Here is a 17,359-nt window from a genome sequence, read left to right as displayed (position 1 = left end):
TATTCTTTGCAAAAGAGTAATGATTACTCTTGAGGTACCACTTTGCCGATGAACGGTAGGTGACGGTATTTCTGAGCGTAGTCGATACCCACACCAACAACGAACTCATCAGGAATAGCAAAACCAACGTAATCAACTGGCACTTCAACTTCGCGACGTGACGGCTTGTCTAGCAGTGTACAAATCGCAATAGATTTAGGCTCGCGTAGAGATAGGATTTCACGGATCTTATTCAGTGTGTTACCTGTGTCGATGATGTCTTCTACGATCAGTACGTCTTTGCCTTTAATGTCGTCATCTAGGTCTTTCAGGATACGCACGTCACGAGAGCTTTCCATTGTGTTGCCGTAGCTAGAAGCGGTCATAAAGTCGACTTGGTGAGTCAGTTCGATTGCACGAGCCAAATCTGCCATAAATACAAATGAACCACGCAGCAAACCAACCATTACCAGATCTTCGCTACCTTGGTAACGTTCAGTAATTTGTTTGCCTAATTCACGAATACGTTCCTGAACTTCTTGCTCAGAAATCATCACTTCTATTGTATGTTTCATACTGTGCTCAATTTTCTTTGTGGGTTGAGGTTGGTCGTACGCAAACGATCACCTTATCTTGCGGCGTGTAGTGTAACACCCCGCACCATGGGTTAAAAGCCGCTTCCCATTCCATTGAATTCTTGGATGAAAGTCTTAATTTTAGAACTTATCTAGTTGAATGAAACATCAATAATGACATTACTGTCTATAAATTACGCATCAGATGTTGACCTTGCACATATGCACCATTACACTCATCAATGCTTTAAGCAACTATTAAAATAATCAATTAGGGGATCATCCCCAAAACATCAACTCAAATGGCAAGGAAAATGGATATGGACTCAATAGCAAAGAGACCTCGTACTAGGCTTTCCCCTCTAAAACGTAAACAGCAACTGATGGAAATCGCTCTTGAAGTATTTGCTCGTCGCGGCATTGGTCGTGGTGGTCACGCAGATATTGCAGAGATCGCTCAAGTTTCTGTTGCGACAGTATTTAACTACTTCCCTACTCGTGAAGACTTAGTGGATGAAGTTCTGAACCACGTTGTTCGTCAATTCTCGAACTTCTTGTCTGATAACATCGACTTAGACATCCATGCACGCGAGAACATCGCCAACATCACTAATGCAATGATTGAGCTAGTAAGCCAAGATTGCCATTGGCTGAAAGTTTGGTTTGAGTGGAGCGCATCGACACGTGATGAAGTATGGCCGTTGTTCGTGACCACAAACCGCACAAACCAACTATTGGTGCAAAACATGTTCATAAAAGCGATCGAACGTGGTGAAGTTTGTGACCAACATGAACCGGAACACTTGGCGAATCTGTTCCACGGTATTTGCTACTCTATTTTCGTACAAGCGAACCGCTCTAAGAGCGAAGCTGAGCTATCAACGCTCGTTAGCGCTTACCTAGATATGCTGTGCATCTACAACCGTGAACATCACTAAAAATAATTAGGCTTAAAACAAAGGCTGATACTTAGGTATCGGCCTTTTTTGTTTTTGGGAAGCGAGAAGCGAGAAGCGAGAAGCGAGAAGCGAGAAGCGAGAAGCGAGAAGCGAGAAGCGAGAAGCGAGAAGCGAGCTTATTTTGTCTTTCGAGGGACAAATCCCGTCAACTCCTTTTAGAGCTAATTATCTTCTAACGAATACCTCTCGATTCCTAGAGCAAAGCGTTCCCGATTCTCGAAGCGCAGCGTTCTTTTCTTCCAATAAAAAACCGCTGACGAATCAGCGGTTTTTATCATTCAACGTTCAAGAAAAATTACTTTTTCTTTTTAACTGCTTTTTTGTTTGGAAGGTCAGTGATTGAACCTTCAAATACTTCAGCAGCTAGACCCACAGACTCATGTAGAGTTGGGTGAGCGTGGATAGTTAGTGCAATATCTTCAGCATCACAACCCATCTCGATAGCTAGGCCGATTTCACCAAGTAGTTCACCACCGTTAGTACCAACGATAGCACCACCGATTACGCGGTGAGTTTCTTTATCGAAGATTAGCTTAGTCATACCGTCTGCACAGTCAGACGCGATTGCACGACCTGATGCTGCCCATGGGAATGTTGCCACTTCGTAGTTGATGCCTTCTGCTTTCGCTTCTTTCTCTGTCTTACCAACCCATGCCACTTCTGGCTCAGTGTAAGCGATTGAAGGAATAACTTTAGGATCGAAGTAGTGCTTCTTACCAGAGATAACTTCTGCAGCAACGTGACCTTCATGCACACCTTTGTGAGCAAGCATTGGTTGGCCAACTACGTCGCCGATTGCGTGGATGTGAGGAACGTTAGTACGCATTTGCTTATCAACGTTGATAAAGCCGCGCTCGTCCACTTCAATACCAGCTTTTTCAGCATCGATAAGCGCACCGTTTGGTACACGACCGATAGCAACAAGAACCGCATCGTAACGCTCAGCTTCTGCTGGCGCTTTTTTGCCTTCCATTGAAACGTAGATACCGTCTTCTTTCGCTTCAACTGCAGTTACTTTAGTCTCAAGCATTAGCTTGAACTTGTCTTTAATACGCTTAGTGAAGACTTTAACGATGTCTTTATCCGCAGCTGGGATAACTTGGTCAAACATCTCTACTACGTCTACTTTAGAACCTAGTGAGTGGTAAACCGTACCCATTTCTAGACCGATGATACCACCACCCATGATAAGCAGTTTTTCTGGTACTTCTTTCAGCTCTAGCGCATCCGTTGAATCCCAAATGCGTGGGTCTTCATGCGGGATGAATGGCAGTTTGATTGGGCGAGAACCCGCAGCAATGATAGCGTTGTCGAAGTTAACCGTTGTTGCTTCGCCTTCGCCTTCTACAAGGATAGAGTTAGGGCTTGTGAACTTACCGTAGCCGTTTACTACAGTAACGTTACGCATCTTAGCCATACCGCTAAGACCGCCAGTCAGTTGGTTTACAACTTTCTCTTTCCAGATACGGATTTTGCTGATGTCTGTTTGTGGTTCGCCAAACACAACACCGTGCTCAGCCATCGCTTTCGCTTCTTCGATAACTTTTGAAACGTGAAGAAGTGCTTTAGATGGAATACAACCAACGTTTAGACATACACCGCCAAGAGTGCTGTAACGTTCAACTAGTACTGTTTCTAGACCTAAGTCCGCACAACGGAATGCAGCTGAGTAACCAGCAGGACCAGAACCAAGTACAACAACTTGGGCTTTAATTTCTTTGCTCATTGTGACCTCTTGTAGTCATTATCCCTAACAGGCTGAGTAGATGTTCTTAAATTATTAGGCTTTCAAACGGTCAATATTTTACAGAGATGTTAACAGTGTGAAAGCAGCTTTAAGTTAGCCTGTGAGCTAGACAACAATTCATCTTTCAGATTCTGAACGATGTGAGAAATTGTCGTCTAAAAATAGTCTTTTATATAAAGAAGTAAGGTGACCCGAAAGCCACCTTAACTATTACTTTCTATATTACAGTACTAGGCGACGAATGTCTGATAGTGCACCGTTTAGGAAAGTAATGAAGCGTGCACCTTCTGCACCATCGATCACACGGTGGTCGTATGATAGAGACAGTGGAAGCTGTAGACGTGGTTCGAACTCTTTACCGTTCCACACTGGCTTCATTTCAGATTTAGATACACCTAGGATACCAACTTCTGGCGCGTTTACGATTGGTGTAAACGCTGTACCGCCGATACCGCCAAGGCTAGAGATTGTGAAACAACCGCCTTGCATATCAGCTGCTGTTAGCTTGCCTGCACGTGCTTTCTTAGAAACTGCCATTAGTTCTTCAGATAGCTCGTAGATGCCTTTCTTGTTCACGTCTTTAAATACTGGAACAACAAGGCCGTTTGGCGTATCTACGGCAATACCTACGTTCACGTACTTCTTAAGAATGATGCTTTCGCCATCTTCAGAAAGTGAAGAGTTAAACGCTGGAAACGCTTCTAGTGCTTTCGCTACCGCTTTCATGATGAACACAAGAGGAGTGATCTTCATGCCAGTGTCTTTCTTCGCTTCGATTGCGTTCTGTTCTTTACGGAATGCTTCTAGCTCAGTGATGTCAGCGTTATCCCACTGTGTAACGTGAGGAATCATCACCCAGTTACGGTGTAGGTTTGCACCAGAGATCTTCTTGATCTTAGACAGCTTCTGAACTTCAGTTTCGCCGAACTTGCTGAAGTCAACTTTTGGCCAAGGTAGTAGACCAAGTGCTGCACCGTCGCCTTTGCCAGATGCTGCTGCACCTGCGCCAGACTCAAGACGCTTAAGCGCATCTTTCACGTAGTTTTGAACGTCTTCTTTTAGGATACGGCTCTTACGACCAGAACCTTTAACCTTAGATAGGTTTACGCCAAACTCACGAGCTAGACGACGAACAACTGGAGACGCATGTGCGTATTCGTTGTTTTCTTGGAAATCGTTCGCTGCAGGTGCCGCCGCTGGAGCTTCAGCTTTTGGTGCAGGAGCTGCTGCTGGAGCAGGTGCTGCCGCTTGAGCTGGAGCCGCCGCAGGAGCAGGTGCTGCGCCTTCAACAACGAAAGTCATGATTAGAGAGCCAGTCGTTACTTTGTCGCCTTCAGCAATCTTGATCTCTTTAACTGTACCTGCGAATGGTGCAGGTACTTCCATAGAAGCTTTGTCGCCTTCTACAGTAATTAGAGATTGCTCTTCTTCTACTGTATCGCCAACTTTAACCATGATCTCAGTAACTTCTACTTCGTCACCGCCGATATCTGGAACATTCACTTCTTTTTCAGCTGCTGCCGCAGGAGCCACCGCAGGTGCTGCTGGCGCTTCAACCGCTGCAGGAGCTGCTGCACCTGAGCCCGCCACCTCAAATACCATCACAAGAGAGCCAGTTGTTACTGAATCACCTTCAGCAATCTTGATCTCTTTAACTGTACCTGCGAATGGTGCAGGTACTTCCATAGAAGCTTTGTCGCCTTCTACAGTTAGAAGTGATTGCTCTTCTTCTACTGCATCGCCAACTTTAACCATGATCTCAGTAACTTCTACTTCGTCGCCACCGATATCAGGAACGTGAACTTCTTTTAGTTCTGCTGCCGCTGCTGCTGGAGCTGGAGCTGCTGCTGGAGCCGCTTCAGCCGCAGGAGCAGGTGCAGCGTCAGCTGCACCCTCGGATTCGAAAATCATGATAAGAGAACCAGTTGTTACTGAATCGCCTTCTGCAACTTTGATTTCTTTTACGATACCTGCTTGAGACGCTGGAACTTCCATAGAAGCTTTGTCGCCTTCAACAGTGATCAGAGACTGTTCTTCTTCAACCTTGTCGCCAACGCTTACAAGAATCTCAGTAACTTCAACCTCATCCGCACCGATGTCAGGTACATTAATTTCGATTGCCATTGCTTATTTACCTTCTAGTTAAGCGCTGTATTAAGCGTAAAGTGGGTTTGTTTTTTCAGTGTCGATGTTGAACTTAGCAATTGCTTCAGCAACAACAGACTTCTCAACATCACCACGTTTCGCTAGTTCAGTTAGTGCTGCAACTACCACGTAGCCTGCATTAACTTCGAAGTGACGACGTAGGTTCTCACGGCTGTCTGAGCGACCGAAGCCGTCAGTACCAAGAACTTTGTAAGACTCAGTTGGCATGAATGCACGTACTTGCTCAGCGTAGTTCTTCATGTAATCCGTCGCAGCGATTGCTGGTTCGTTACCAAGAACAGTAGTGATGTAAGGCACTTTCGCTTCAGCTTCTGGGTGAAGCATGTTGTAACGCTCTGCATTTTGACCATCACGAGTTAGCTCGTTGAATGAAGTTACAGAGAACACGTCAGATGCTACGCCGTACTCTTCGCTTAGGATAGTCGCTGCTTTACGTACTTCGTTCATGATAGTACCAGAGCTCATTAGCTGAACTTTACCCTTAGCACCTTCGTGAGACTCAAGCTTGTAGATACCTTTACGGATGCCTTCTTCAGCGCCTTCTGGCATTGCTGGCATTGCGTAGTTTTCATTCATTACTGTTAGGTAGTAGTAAATGTTTTCTTGCTCAGGACCGTACATACGACGGATACCATCTTGCATGATTACTGCTAGCTCGTAAGCGAATGTTGGGTCGTAAGAGATACAGTTCGGGATAGTGTTAGCTTGAATGTGCGAGTGACCATCTTCGTGCTGTAGACCTTCACCGTTCAGTGTTGTACGACCAGCTGTAGCACCTAGTAGGAAGCCACGAGCTTGTTGGTCACCTGCTAGCCATGCCATGTCGCCAATACGTTGGAAACCGAACATTGAGTAGTAGATGTAGAACGGGATCATTGGCAGATCGTTTGTGCTGTAAGAAGTAGCAGCAGCAACCCAAGATGCCATTGAACCTAGTTCGTTGATACCTTCTTGAAGAACTTGGCCTGATGTTGCTTCTTTGTAGTAAGAAACGATGCCTTTATCTTCAGGTGTGTATTCTTGACCGTCTGGGTTGTAGATACCCACTTGACGGAATAGACCTTCCATACCGAACGTACGCGCTTCATCACATATGATAGGAACGATGTTCTTACCGATGTTCTTGTCTTTAAGCAGGATGTTCAACGTACGTACGTAAGCCATAGTCGTTGAGATTTCACGCTTCTGAGCACCAAGTAGAGGAGCAAACTCTTCTAGTTCAGGTACTTTGAACTCTTGTGTGAACTTAGGTAGACGCTGTGGCGTGTAACCTTTCAGTGCTTTACGACGAGCATGTAGGTATTCGTATTCAGCAGAACCTTCTTCCAGTTTTAGGTAAGGCAGTTCAGCTACTTTCTCATCAGAAAGAATGTCTTGTAGACCTAGACGATCACGTAGGTATTGTACGTGAGTCATGTCCATCTTCTTAACACCGTGAGCGATGTTCTTACCTTCAGCCGCTTCACCCATGCCGTAACCTTTAACAGTCTTAGCTAGGATTACTGTTGGCTTGCCGTTTGTTTCTTTTGCATTGTTAAATGCAGCAAACAGCTTAGAAGAATCGTGACCACCACGCTTCAATTCGAAGATTTGGTCGTCAGTCATGTCTGCAACTAGTGCAGCTGTTTCTGGGTACTTACCAAAGAAGTGCTCACGTACGTATGCGCCATCTTTAGATTTGAATGTTTGGTAGTCGCCATCGATCGTTTCGTTCATAAGCTGTAGTAGCTTACCAGTCGTATCTTTAGCTAGTAGTGCATCCCAGTTGTTACCCCAGATAACTTTAACTACGTTCCAACCTGCACCTTTGAATAGACCTTCAAGCTCTTGAATGATCTTACCGTTACCCATTACAGGGCCATCTAGACGCTGTAGGTTACAGTTGATTAGGAAACATAGGTTGTCTAGCTTCTCACGCGCAGCGAAAGAAATTGCACCACGTGATTCTGGCTCATCCATCTCACCGTCGCCTAGGAAAGCGTATACACGTTGAGCAGAAGTATCTTTAAGGCCACGGCCGTTTAGGTACTTAAGGAAACGTGCTTGGTAAATAGCAGAGATAGGACCAAGACCCATAGATACTGTTGGGAACTGCCAGAACTCAGGCATCAGTTTAGGGTGTGGGTATGAAGGAACACCTTTACCGTCTACTTCTTGACGGAAGTTGTCTAGCTGCTCTTCAGTTAGACGGCCTTCAACGAACGCACGAGAGTAGATACCTGGTGAGATGTGACCTTGGTAGTAAACTAGATCGCCACCGTCCGTCTCGTTTGGAGCACGGAAGAAGTGGTTGAAACAAACTTCGTAGAACGCTGCAGCTGACTGGTAAGAAGCCATGTGACCACCTAGGTCTAGGTCTTTCTTAGAAGCACGCAATACGATCATGATTGCGTTCCAGCGAATAATCGAACGAATACGACGCTCAAGAGTTACGTCACCAGGGTAAGCTGGTTCTTGTGCAGCTGGAATAGTGTTGATGTAGTTTGTGTTGATGCCAGTTGGCATATCAACGCCGTCTAGACGTGCTTTTTCTAGAACGGTTTCTAGTAGAAACTGTGCACGTTCTACACCTTCTTCACGAACAACTGATTCAAGGGCTTGTAGCCAATCTTGAGTTTCCAGTGCATCTACGTCATGCTTCATGTCAGACATGGCGATCTATCCTTCTGTTGGTTGGATCTACTTATTTAAGTAAGCGATTCTTGTATTAAGAATCGTTACCTTGCTGAATTCGACGCAGAGAACGCTCTCGTCGAGACTCTTCTCGAGTCAAATCCAACAATGTTTCTTCGATATAAGCTAAATGTGAGTGAGACATTTCACGCGCCTTTTCAGGCTGACCAGAAACAATCGCATCCACGATATTAGCTCTGTGTTTACTTACTTTATCGACCACTTCTTCGCGGCGATGTAAGAGCTTTAGATTCTGTAGAACATTTTGCTCAAGCAAAGGCGCAAGGCTACGAACAATATGAAGCAGAACAACGTTGTGTGCCGCTTCTGTTAAAGCAATAAGGAACTGCATTACTGCTGCAGCTTCCGCTTCAACGTTGTCGCTTTTTTGCTCTTCACTGATTTGATTCAGGCAAGCTTGAATGCGTGCAAAATCTTCTTCGGTACCACGCAATGCTGCAAAGTACGCCGAAATTCCTTCCATCGCATGACGCGATTCAAGTAGGTCTAACTGCGTTTCGGAGTGAGTCGACAACAAGTTCAACAAAGGATCTGAAAAGCTTTTCCAGATGTTTTCGCTAACGAATGTGCCACCGCCTTGACGGCGAGTAAGCAAACGCTTTGCTTCCAAGCGTTGAATGGCTTCACGGACAGATGGACGAGACACATCGAACTGCTTAGCGAGTTCGCGCTCTGGTGGCAACTGCTGCCCCGGAGACAATGTTCCTTCCACAATCAACCTTTCTAACTCTTGTTCAATAACATCAGAGAGTTTTGGCTGACGAATCCTTTGATAAGCCATAATTTATTGTTCTTCTACTCTTGCAGGTAATTGGTAATACCAATTTTAAGATGGTGCAGAAATTAACATAATTAAAACGCCACTGTCCAGCCAAAAATTGACCTAAATCATAGAATGGACTTACAACCAACACTCTGATAACAATCGACTATTAAAACGGCAATAAAATTGGTATGACCAATTACATAAACAAAACAGATGGGAGCTCTGCGTGCTAGTAAATTTGATCAACAAAAACAAAAAATGACAAAATTATCTGTACACTTTTGCACCAATCGCCGATTTAAGCGTTCAAAATGTAGTTAACTTTTAACAAGCGCTCATATTTCTTGTATCGAAAAAAGGCATACCTGAGTGTATGCCTTATTTATTTCTGTTTTTTGAATTTACACTTTCGCTACAAGTTAGCGTTTTATCTGGTGCCGGAACTTGACCCAGTCAAAGCTTAGACCAGGATCGGCTTTTCTCAAGGGAGCGATATACTGATGCCCCGTGATTCTCGGCAAGGTGATTTTTGGGTAGGAATGCATTACAGCTTGGGTCAATGCAGTAAGTGATTGATATTGCTCTTCTGTGTACGCAACAAACTCGGTACCTTCCAACTCAACACCAATTGAATAGTCGTTACAGCGTTCACGGCCAGCAAAGCTGGATTGCCCTGCATGCCATGCTCTGTCTAAAAAAGAAACAAACTGAACAATCTCGCCGTCACGCTTAATTAAACAATGTGCTGAAACGCCCATTTTGTGAATTACTTCAAAAAATGGGTGTGCGTTGGGGTCAAGGTTGCCCGTGAAAAAGTCTTCTATATAAGAGCCACCAAATTGACCCGGTGGCAGACTGATGTTGTGAACCACCAGCAGAGAGATGTCATTTTTATCAGAACGAGCATCAAAAAATGGAGATGGGACGTGCTTTGCCTCCGTCAACCAACCATTCTCGATTTTTAGGCACATATCAACCTCTCTACTTTGCAAATTAACTGCTGAAATTATTGACACCGGAGAGTATCATTCGTTGCCATCTCCCTTTCAAGACAAGATTTGCGATGAAGAACACACACAACAGCCAAGAACGCCTAGAATACCTTAAGCAACAACTTCCATTAGAAATCACTCGCGCCGTGGCCGATACCCTAAAAGAAGATCTAGGTGGCACATTGGATGCAGACAAAGACATCACCGCATCGCTTATCCCAGCTGACGCTATTAACACGGCAACCATCATCACTCGTGAACACGGTGTGTTTTGTGGCCAAGCATGGGCAGATGAAGTATTTAAACAACTGGGTAGCAAAGTGACCATCGAGTGGCATGTAAAAGATGGCGACAAGGTTGAACCAAACCAAACCCTTTGCACACTGACAGGTCCTGCTCGTGATTTGCTCACTGGCGAGCGCAACGCAATGAACTTTATTCAAACCCTTTCAGGTTGCGCGACCGTTACCGCTGAGTACGCAGAGAAAATTGCCCACACTGAATGCCGTTTATTAGATACACGTAAAACGATTCCTGGTCTACGTAGCGCACTTAAATACGCAGTAGCTTGTGGCGGTGGTTTCAACCATCGTATCGGTGTGTTCGATGCCTACCTTATTAAAGAAAATCACATCATTGCTTGTGGCGGCATTACTCAAGCGATCACTACCGCAAAAGAATTGAACCCAGGTAAGCCTGTTGAGGTTGAGACGGAAAGCTTGGACGAGCTAAAAGAAGCGATCGAAGCAGGTGCAGACATCATCATGCTAGATAACTTCACGACAGATATGATGCGTGAAGCGGTCGCGATCAACGCAGGTCGTGCAGCGTTAGAAAACTCTGGCAACGTGACTCTAGAGACCATCGCTGAATATGCAGAAACTGGCGTCGATTACATCTCGGTAGGTGCTCTGACTAAGCACCTAAAAGCGATGGATCTTTCGATGCGCTTCAAGTAATCCCAGAGAACCAAGCGATACTAACTATCTTAATCTCATAGAGTTACGCTTTTCAAACCGCAATAAAGAGCCGCAAGGCTCTTTATTTTTATCCGCTTAAAAAATAACACCACTCGCAAAACCTTGCATGCAATATGCAACTACAGTGCAAAGATCTTTATCTCACTCGAGAGCCACTTCGTTTCCAGTTTCCACTTGTTTCTACTCTTTTTACTCTTCTGCCCCATGCATAAGCATTAACTAAATTTATCTTAAGGAAAGAAGATGAAAACGAATAAACAGAAAAAGCAGCAAGGTTTTACGCTGATTGAATTGATGATTGTGGTAGCAATTATTGGTGTTTTGTCAGCTGTAGCTATCCCTGCATATAAAGATTATGTAAAGAAAAGCGAAGTCGCATCTGCCGTTGCAACAATGAAGTCTTTAATTACACCAGCAGAGCTTTACTACCAAGAAAATGGGGATATCACAACCTCGACTAACTTAGGAGACTTGGGAATATCCTCTGGCTCAACAAGTTTGGGGACACTTGCACCAAAAGCAGGACAAATTGAGTTGTCATTAACAAACATTAGTGGCGCTAAAATTACAATAACTAGAGACGCAAATGCTGGTTGGATCTGTGACGCTACAGGTGACGCTGCAGACTTAGTAACTGGCTGTAAATAGTGCTAACCAACCTCTCAACAGTTCTTCGCCAAGCGGGGATACTCACCTTTTCCCAAGAAGAGCTGTTACTTGAGCAAGCCAAAGCTTCTGGTATATCAATGCCAGAAGCTTTACTCAATTCTGGCTTTTTCCAATCTCATGAATTAACGGAGCACCTAAGCTCTGTTTTCGGGCTTTCTTGCACTTCTCTCAATCAATACGAATACGCTTCGTTATGCCAAACGCTAGGTTTGCGAGATTTGATCACTCGGCACAACGCTCTGCCGCTTAATCGCACGTCATCAACTTTGATTCTCGCGGTTGCCGATCCAACCAACCTTCAAGCTGAAGACGACTTTCGTTTTGCGACAGGCTTGCAAGTCGAACTTGTTCTGGCTGATTTTCGCGAGCTGACCGCTGCGATTCGGCGCTTATATGGCCGAGCACTTGGGCAGGAAAAATCGAGGTTAAAAGAAATAAACCAAGACGAGCTCGCAAGCTTGGTTGAGGTTGGAGATGATGAGATTGAGAACATTGAAGATCTCAGTCAAGACGAATCCCCCGTCAGTCGTTATATCAACCAAATCTTACTCGATGCTGTACGCAAAGGGGCTTCCGATATTCACTTCGAACCCTACGAAAACATGTATCGAGTCCGTTTACGCTGCGACGGCATCTTAATTGAAATTCAACAGCCTCCTAGCCATTTAAGCCGTCGTCTCTCTGCCCGAATAAAGATCCTATCTAAGCTCGATATTGCTGAGCGCCGTTTGCCGCAGGATGGGCGCATCAAACTCAAATTAAACCAAGACACCGCGGTTGATATGCGTGTCTCCACACTGCCAACTCTGTTTGGAGAAAAGATCGTACTGCGTTTGCTAGACAGCAGTTCTGCAGCATTAGATATCAATAAACTTGGTTATAGCGATCAACAGAAACAGCTTTATTTGGATGCTCTGCGCCGGCCACAAGGCATGATTCTGATGACAGGTCCAACAGGTAGTGGCAAAACCGTTTCTCTTTATACAGGGCTAAGCATTCTTAACAAACCAGAGATCAACATCTCGACTGCGGAAGACCCTGTGGAGATAAACTTACCCGGCATTAACCAAGTTCAAGTTCAGCCGAAGATCGGTTTTGGTTTTGCTGAAGCACTTCGTTCTTTCTTGCGTCAGGATCCTGATGTTGTCATGGTGGGTGAGATCCGGGACCTCGATACGGCAGAAATCGCGATCAAAGCATCGCAAACTGGTCACTTGGTTCTTTCCACTTTACATACCAACTCGGCCGCTGAGACCGTAATCCGCTTATCCAACATGGGTGTAGAAAGCTTTAACCTTGCCTCCTCACTCAGTTTGATCATCGCCCAACGGTTAGCACGCAAATTGTGCCCGCACTGTAGACAACCGCAAGAGCCAAATGCCCAACTGCAACATATTGGGATTACCAACACAGAGCATGTCTTTAAAGCCAATCCAGATGGTTGTAACGAGTGTACCCACGGTTATTCAGGTCGAACGGGCATCTATGAAGTGATGAAGTTTGATGAGTCCCTATCTGAGGCGCTCATAAAAGGAGTTTCAGTACACGAATTAGAAAAACTCGCCATCGCCAAAGGGATGCAAACCCTACAAATGTCTGGCATCGAAAAACTCAAACAAGGCGTCACTAGCTTCAGCGAATTGCAACGCGTTCTCTACTTTTAACTTTTTCAGAAATTTTAGGCAGTCACTCCGCTTATGAAAACCATCACTCCTCAACTTAAGAACTACCGTTGGAAAGGCATCAATAGCTCGGGCAAAAAGACCTCAGGTAATGTCCTTGCCATGACGGAAATCGAAGTAAGAGAACGCCTCGATGCTCAACACATCAAAATCAAGAAACTGAAAAAGGGCAGTATTTCTTTTATTACTAAACTGAGCCACAGAGTCAAAGGGAAAGACATCACGGTGTTTACCCGTCAGATCGCTACTATGCTGATGACAGGCGTCCCAATTGTTCAGGCACTTAAGTTGGTTTCAGAGAACCATAAAAAAGCGGAAATGAAATCGATTTTAATGAGTGTCACAAGGGCTGTTGAAGCCGGAACACCAATGTCGAAAGCCATGCGTACCGCTAGCACGCATTTTGATCCGCTTTATACCGATTTAATCGCAACGGGTGAGCAGTCCGGTAACTTATCCCAAGTCTTCGAGCGTTTGGCAACCTACAGAGAAAAAAGCGAACAGTTGCGCGCGAAAGTGATCAAAGCACTGATTTATCCGGCCATGGTTGTCTTGGTTGCCCTAGGGGTTTCCTACCTAATGCTGACCCGGGTCATCCCTGAGTTTGAAAAGATGTTTGTCGGCTTTGGTGCGGATTTACCTGCTTTTACTCAGATGGTATTAGACCTCTCTGCTTGGACTCAAAACTGGGGCCCTTTCATTGGACTCGGTTTCTTGAGTCTCTTGATCGGCTCAAAAGTCATATCGAACCGCTCTGATTCTTTCAAGCTATTGCTCGCACGATCCAGTTTAAAGATTCCCATCTTGGGCCCTGTTTTATCCAAAGCCGCCATTGCCAAGTTTAGCCGTACGCTTGCCACCAGTTTTAGTGCCGGTATCCCAATCCTCACCGCGTTAAAAACCACCTCAAAGACCTCGGGTAACATGCACTATCAATTGGCAATCGAAGAAGTATACAGAGACACGGCTGCGGGCATGCCAATGTATATTGCCATGCGCAACTGCAATGTCTTCCCCGAGCTAGTATTGCAAATGGTCATGATTGGCGAAGAATCTGGCCGCTTGGATGACATGCTCAACAAGATTGCTGCAATTTACGAGTTTGAGGTCGACAATACCGTCGATAACCTAAGTAAGATTTTAGAGCCACTTATCATCGTTTTTCTCGGTGTCGTTGTTGGCGGTTTGGTCACAGCAATGTACTTGCCAATCTTTAACTTGATGAGCGTATTGGGATAGAATGATCCTTTAGCAAATTAATTCCTTCAAAACAGCACCTTGCTTGTTTGATTCATCGCTCAAGAGACAGATATGGAAGTATTCCAGTACTACCCATGGCTATTCGTTGTATTTGCCACGATTTTCGGTTTGATCGTGGGTAGTTTCCTCAACGTTGTAATTTATCGATTACCCAAAATCATGGAATTAGAATGGCGACGCGAATGCGCGGAATCATTCCCTGAATACAAAATCGAACCACCAAAAGAGAAGCTGACATTAAGCGTACCACGCTCATCTTGTCAGCAATGTGGCACGCAAATTCGTATTCGTGACAATATCCCAGTGATTAGTTGGCTGCTTCTACGCGGTAAATGTCACAACTGCCAATCTCCTATCAGTGCACGCTACCCTCTTATCGAACTGCTTACTGCCTTTTGTTCGGGTTTTATCGCTTTTCACTTCGGTTTTAGCTACTTCACTGTCGCGCTGGTTTTCTTTACCTTTGTATTGATTGCCGCCACATTTATCGATCTCGATACCATGTTGTTGCCAGACCAGCTTACATTGCCATTAATGTGGGCAGGTATTGCGCTCGCGCTTTCTGGTATCAGCCCAGTTAACCTACAAGACTCCATCATTGGTGCTATGGCAGGTTATCTGTGTCTGTGGAGTGTTTACTGTTTGTTTAAGCTCCTTACAGGCAAAGAAGGCATGGGCTATGGTGACTTTAAACTCCTTGCAGCTTTAGGGGCTTGGTTGGGTTGGCAATCTCTACCAATGATCATTTTGCTTTCATCCGTAGTGGGCGTCATCTTTGGTCTTATCCAACTGCGTTTGCAAAAGCAAGGTATCGAGAAAGCCTTTCCTTTCGGCCCTTACCTTGCAATTGCGGGATGGGTGAGCCTAATTTGGGGCCATCAAATCCTCAACTGGTACTTTACGTCGATTCTAGGAGTGTAAATGGCTTTTGTTATTGGCTTAACTGGCGGTATTGCGAGTGGCAAAACCACGGTGGCAAACCTATTCAAACAGCAGTTCAAAATCGATATTGTCGATGCTGATATCGTAGCTCGAGAAGTGGTTGAGCCGGGGACTCCCGGACTTAATGCCATCATCGAACACTTTGGTGCGGATATTGTTCGCGATGATCAGGCACTTGATAGAGCCAAATTAAGAGAAAAGATCTTCTCCAATCCAGAAGAGAAAGCATGGCTTAATGGTTTATTGCATCCGATGATTCGTGAAAAGATGATCGAAGATTTGGAGCAAGTCACATCGGACTATGCCCTCTTGGTTGTACCTTTATTGGTAGAGAACAAGCTTGATAGCTTATGTGATCGAGTTCTTGTCGTCGATGTTGACCCACAAACCCAGATCTCCAGAACTGTAAAACGCGATAACGTAAGCGAAGAGCAGGCAAATGCGATCTTGGCGTCCCAGGCTTCTCGTGAGCAACGGCTTGCTCTGGCGGATGATGTGGTGAAGAATAATCCAGATGACCCAGATCTTTTGCTTCAAATCACAGATTTACACGAAAAGTACCTAGCCATGTGTAAGAAAAATCTGCGAAAATAGGAATGAAACTCACCAAGGCTAATGTCGATGACCACGCACAAATTTGAACATCCGTTAAATGAAAAAACTCGCATCTATTTAAGAGTTGAGTCTTTGCTGCGTCAGGCTCATCTAGCCTCTGGTTTTGCAGATAACCATCAATATCAGCTGTTCTTTCGTGCCCTTTTCGATATGGTCGAGATCTTCGAGCAAATCCAGCTAAAAAGCGAACTGGCTAAAGATCTTGAAAAGCAGCGTTTAGCTTATCGTAACTGGCTCAATGTTGACGGTGTCGATCAGCAAGCCCTTAGCGAACTCTTAAAAGAGATCGACGTGGTCCATAGCCAACTGATGACTGCTGAGCGTTTTGGTCAGGCACTTAAAGAAGATCGCTTCTTAAGTTCAATTCGCCAACGCTTTAACTTACCTGGAGGGTCATGTTGTTTTGATCTTCCTGCGTTGCACTACTGGCTTCATTTACCTATTGAGCGTAAAAAACACGATGCAGAACAGTGGCAAGCGAGTTTAAAACCTTTGTCTGATGCCTTAGCACTCTGGCTCAAGCTGACTCGCGAAACAGGACATTTCAAAGCACAAATCGCTCGCACTGGATTCTTCCAAAGCGACGCGGACGAAGCCAACATCCTGCGTTTACACATTCCAATGGAATACGGTGTCTACCCGATGATCTCGGGTCATAAAAACCGTTTTGCCATCAAATTCATGGCTTTCGAAAGTGGTCAAGCTTGCACGCAAGATGTCGAGTTTGAACTTGCTGTTTGTAGCTAAGCTCAACAAGCACTACTATTGCCTTAATACCTTTGAACACCGAATAAATAGGACGAATGACGATGTCTAAAATTACAGTCGTTCCATGCCCACAATGTGGCGCTGACGTTGAGTGGGGCGAACAAAGCCCTCACCGCCCTTTCTGTAGCAAGCAATGCCAAATGATTGATTTTGGCGAATGGGCTGATGAAGAAAACGCCATCGCCGGTGCTCCAGATATGTCGGACAGCGATGGTTGGTCTGAAGACCAGTACTGAGAATTGAGAATTGAGAGGCTAGAGTCGAGATACGACAGCGCTACGCTTCGACAATAAAGAGAAGGGTTGATGTGAGAGCATCGGCCCTTTTTGTTTTTCGGGATTCGGGATTCGGGATTCGGGATTCGGGATTCGGGATTCGGGATTCGGGATTCGGGATTCGGGATTCGGGATTCGGATTCGGGATTCGGGATTCGGGATTCGGGATTCGGCTCTATTTTGTTTTTTTAGGGACAAGCCCTGTCAACATCTTCGGGGGGCCAAGCTTCTTGCACTAGCCTTCCAACAACAACTCTCGATACCTAAAGCGAAGCGCTCTCGAATCTCGA

General features: G+C 45.1%; 15 protein-coding genes. 9 read left to right on the top strand and 6 right to left on the bottom strand.

Translation table 11 applies throughout. The annotated features are described in order from the left end of the window. Positions 1-23: 23 nt before the first annotated feature. Positions 24-554, bottom strand: a complete 531-nt coding sequence (hpt, locus tag KJB05_RS03575) for a hypoxanthine phosphoribosyltransferase (RefSeq protein WP_005439354.1) — start codon at positions 552-554, stop codon at positions 24-26. Between the two features lie 320 nt (positions 555-874). On the opposite strand from hpt, the gene opaR reads away from it, so the two are divergent. Next, positions 875-1,492 carry a transcriptional regulator OpaR gene (gene opaR, locus KJB05_RS03570; RefSeq protein ID WP_009707563.1) on the top strand — a complete coding sequence of 206 codons (618 nt, stop codon included), beginning with the start codon at positions 875-877 and terminating at the stop codon, positions 1,490-1,492. 316 nt (positions 1,493-1,808) lie between these two features. Here the strand turns inward: opaR and lpdA are convergent, their stop codons facing one another. The 5 genes from lpdA to ampD all read right to left on the bottom strand — a co-directional run bounded on the left by lpdA (position 1,809) and on the right by ampD (position 9,857). Beyond that, positions 1,809-3,239 carry a dihydrolipoyl dehydrogenase gene (gene lpdA / locus KJB05_RS03565; RefSeq protein ID WP_005438019.1) on the bottom strand — a complete coding sequence of 477 codons (1,431 nt, stop codon included), beginning with the start codon at positions 3,237-3,239 and terminating at the stop codon, positions 1,809-1,811. Between the two features lie 243 nt (positions 3,240-3,482). After that, positions 3,483-5,384: a pyruvate dehydrogenase complex dihydrolipoyllysine-residue acetyltransferase gene (gene aceF, locus KJB05_RS03560; protein WP_208445171.1), complete on the bottom strand. Its 1,902-nt coding sequence runs from the start codon at positions 5,382-5,384 to the stop codon at positions 3,483-3,485. A gap of 30 nt (positions 5,385-5,414) precedes the next feature. Continuing rightward, on the bottom strand, positions 5,415-8,078 hold the full coding sequence (aceE, locus tag KJB05_RS03555) for a pyruvate dehydrogenase (acetyl-transferring), homodimeric type (RefSeq protein WP_039975498.1): 2,664 nt from the start codon (positions 8,076-8,078) through the stop codon (positions 5,415-5,417). Positions 8,079-8,133: 55 nt separating this feature from the next. Then, positions 8,134-8,901, bottom strand: a complete 768-nt coding sequence (pdhR, locus tag KJB05_RS03550) for a pyruvate dehydrogenase complex transcriptional repressor PdhR (RefSeq protein WP_005438026.1) — start codon at positions 8,899-8,901, stop codon at positions 8,134-8,136. Between the two features lie 404 nt (positions 8,902-9,305). After that, the gene (ampD, locus tag KJB05_RS03545) at positions 9,306-9,857 is read right to left on the bottom strand and encodes a 1,6-anhydro-N-acetylmuramyl-L-alanine amidase AmpD (protein ID WP_208445170.1); all 552 of its coding nucleotides are present in this window, start codon (positions 9,855-9,857) and stop codon (positions 9,306-9,308) included. 92 nt (positions 9,858-9,949) lie between these two features. Here ampD and nadC point away from each other — a divergent pair, with 92 nt between their 5' ends. From nadC to yacG, 8 genes are all read left to right on the top strand, one after another. Beyond that, a complete protein-coding gene (nadC, locus tag KJB05_RS03540; RefSeq protein ID WP_208445169.1) occupies positions 9,950-10,837 on the top strand; it encodes a carboxylating nicotinate-nucleotide diphosphorylase in 888 nt (295 codons plus the stop codon). A 264-nt stretch (positions 10,838-11,101) separates the two neighbouring features. Then, the gene (locus tag KJB05_RS03535) at positions 11,102-11,506 is read left to right on the top strand and encodes a prepilin-type N-terminal cleavage/methylation domain-containing protein (protein WP_038878904.1); all 405 of its coding nucleotides are present in this window, start codon (positions 11,102-11,104) and stop codon (positions 11,504-11,506) included. After that, entirely contained in the window at positions 11,506-13,191 is a 1,686-nt protein-coding gene (gene pilB, locus KJB05_RS03530; protein WP_208445168.1) for a type IV-A pilus assembly ATPase PilB, read from the top strand. Before KJB05_RS03535 ends, pilB begins: the two co-directional genes overlap by 1 nt. 33 nt (positions 13,192-13,224) lie before the next feature. Continuing rightward, positions 13,225-14,448, top strand: a complete 1,224-nt coding sequence (locus KJB05_RS03525) for a type II secretion system F family protein (protein ID WP_009707569.1) — start codon at positions 13,225-13,227, stop codon at positions 14,446-14,448. 72 nt (positions 14,449-14,520) lie between these two features. Then, positions 14,521-15,390: an A24 family peptidase gene (locus tag KJB05_RS03520; protein WP_208445167.1), complete on the top strand. Its 870-nt coding sequence runs from the start codon at positions 14,521-14,523 to the stop codon at positions 15,388-15,390. Further along, positions 15,391-16,005, top strand: coding sequence for a dephospho-CoA kinase (gene coaE, locus KJB05_RS03515; RefSeq protein ID WP_208445166.1), 615 nt, complete (start codon positions 15,391-15,393; stop codon positions 16,003-16,005). Positions 16,006-16,032: 27 nt separating this feature from the next. After that, positions 16,033-16,773, top strand: a complete 741-nt coding sequence (gene zapD / locus KJB05_RS03510; protein WP_038897986.1) for a cell division protein ZapD — start codon at positions 16,033-16,035, stop codon at positions 16,771-16,773. A 56-nt stretch (positions 16,774-16,829) separates the two neighbouring features. Beyond that, a complete protein-coding gene (gene yacG / locus KJB05_RS03505; protein ID WP_027726863.1) occupies positions 16,830-17,030 on the top strand; it encodes a DNA gyrase inhibitor YacG in 201 nt (66 codons plus the stop codon). The last annotated feature ends 329 nt before the right edge of the window (positions 17,031-17,359 follow it).

It is taken from the genome of Vibrio sp. B1ASS3 (assembly GCF_905175355.1).
Classification (GTDB): Bacteria; Pseudomonadota; Gammaproteobacteria; order Enterobacterales; family Vibrionaceae; genus Vibrio; species Vibrio owensii.
Note: the sequence above shows the minus strand (reverse complement) of the source record. Positions and strands in the feature narration are given on the sequence as shown.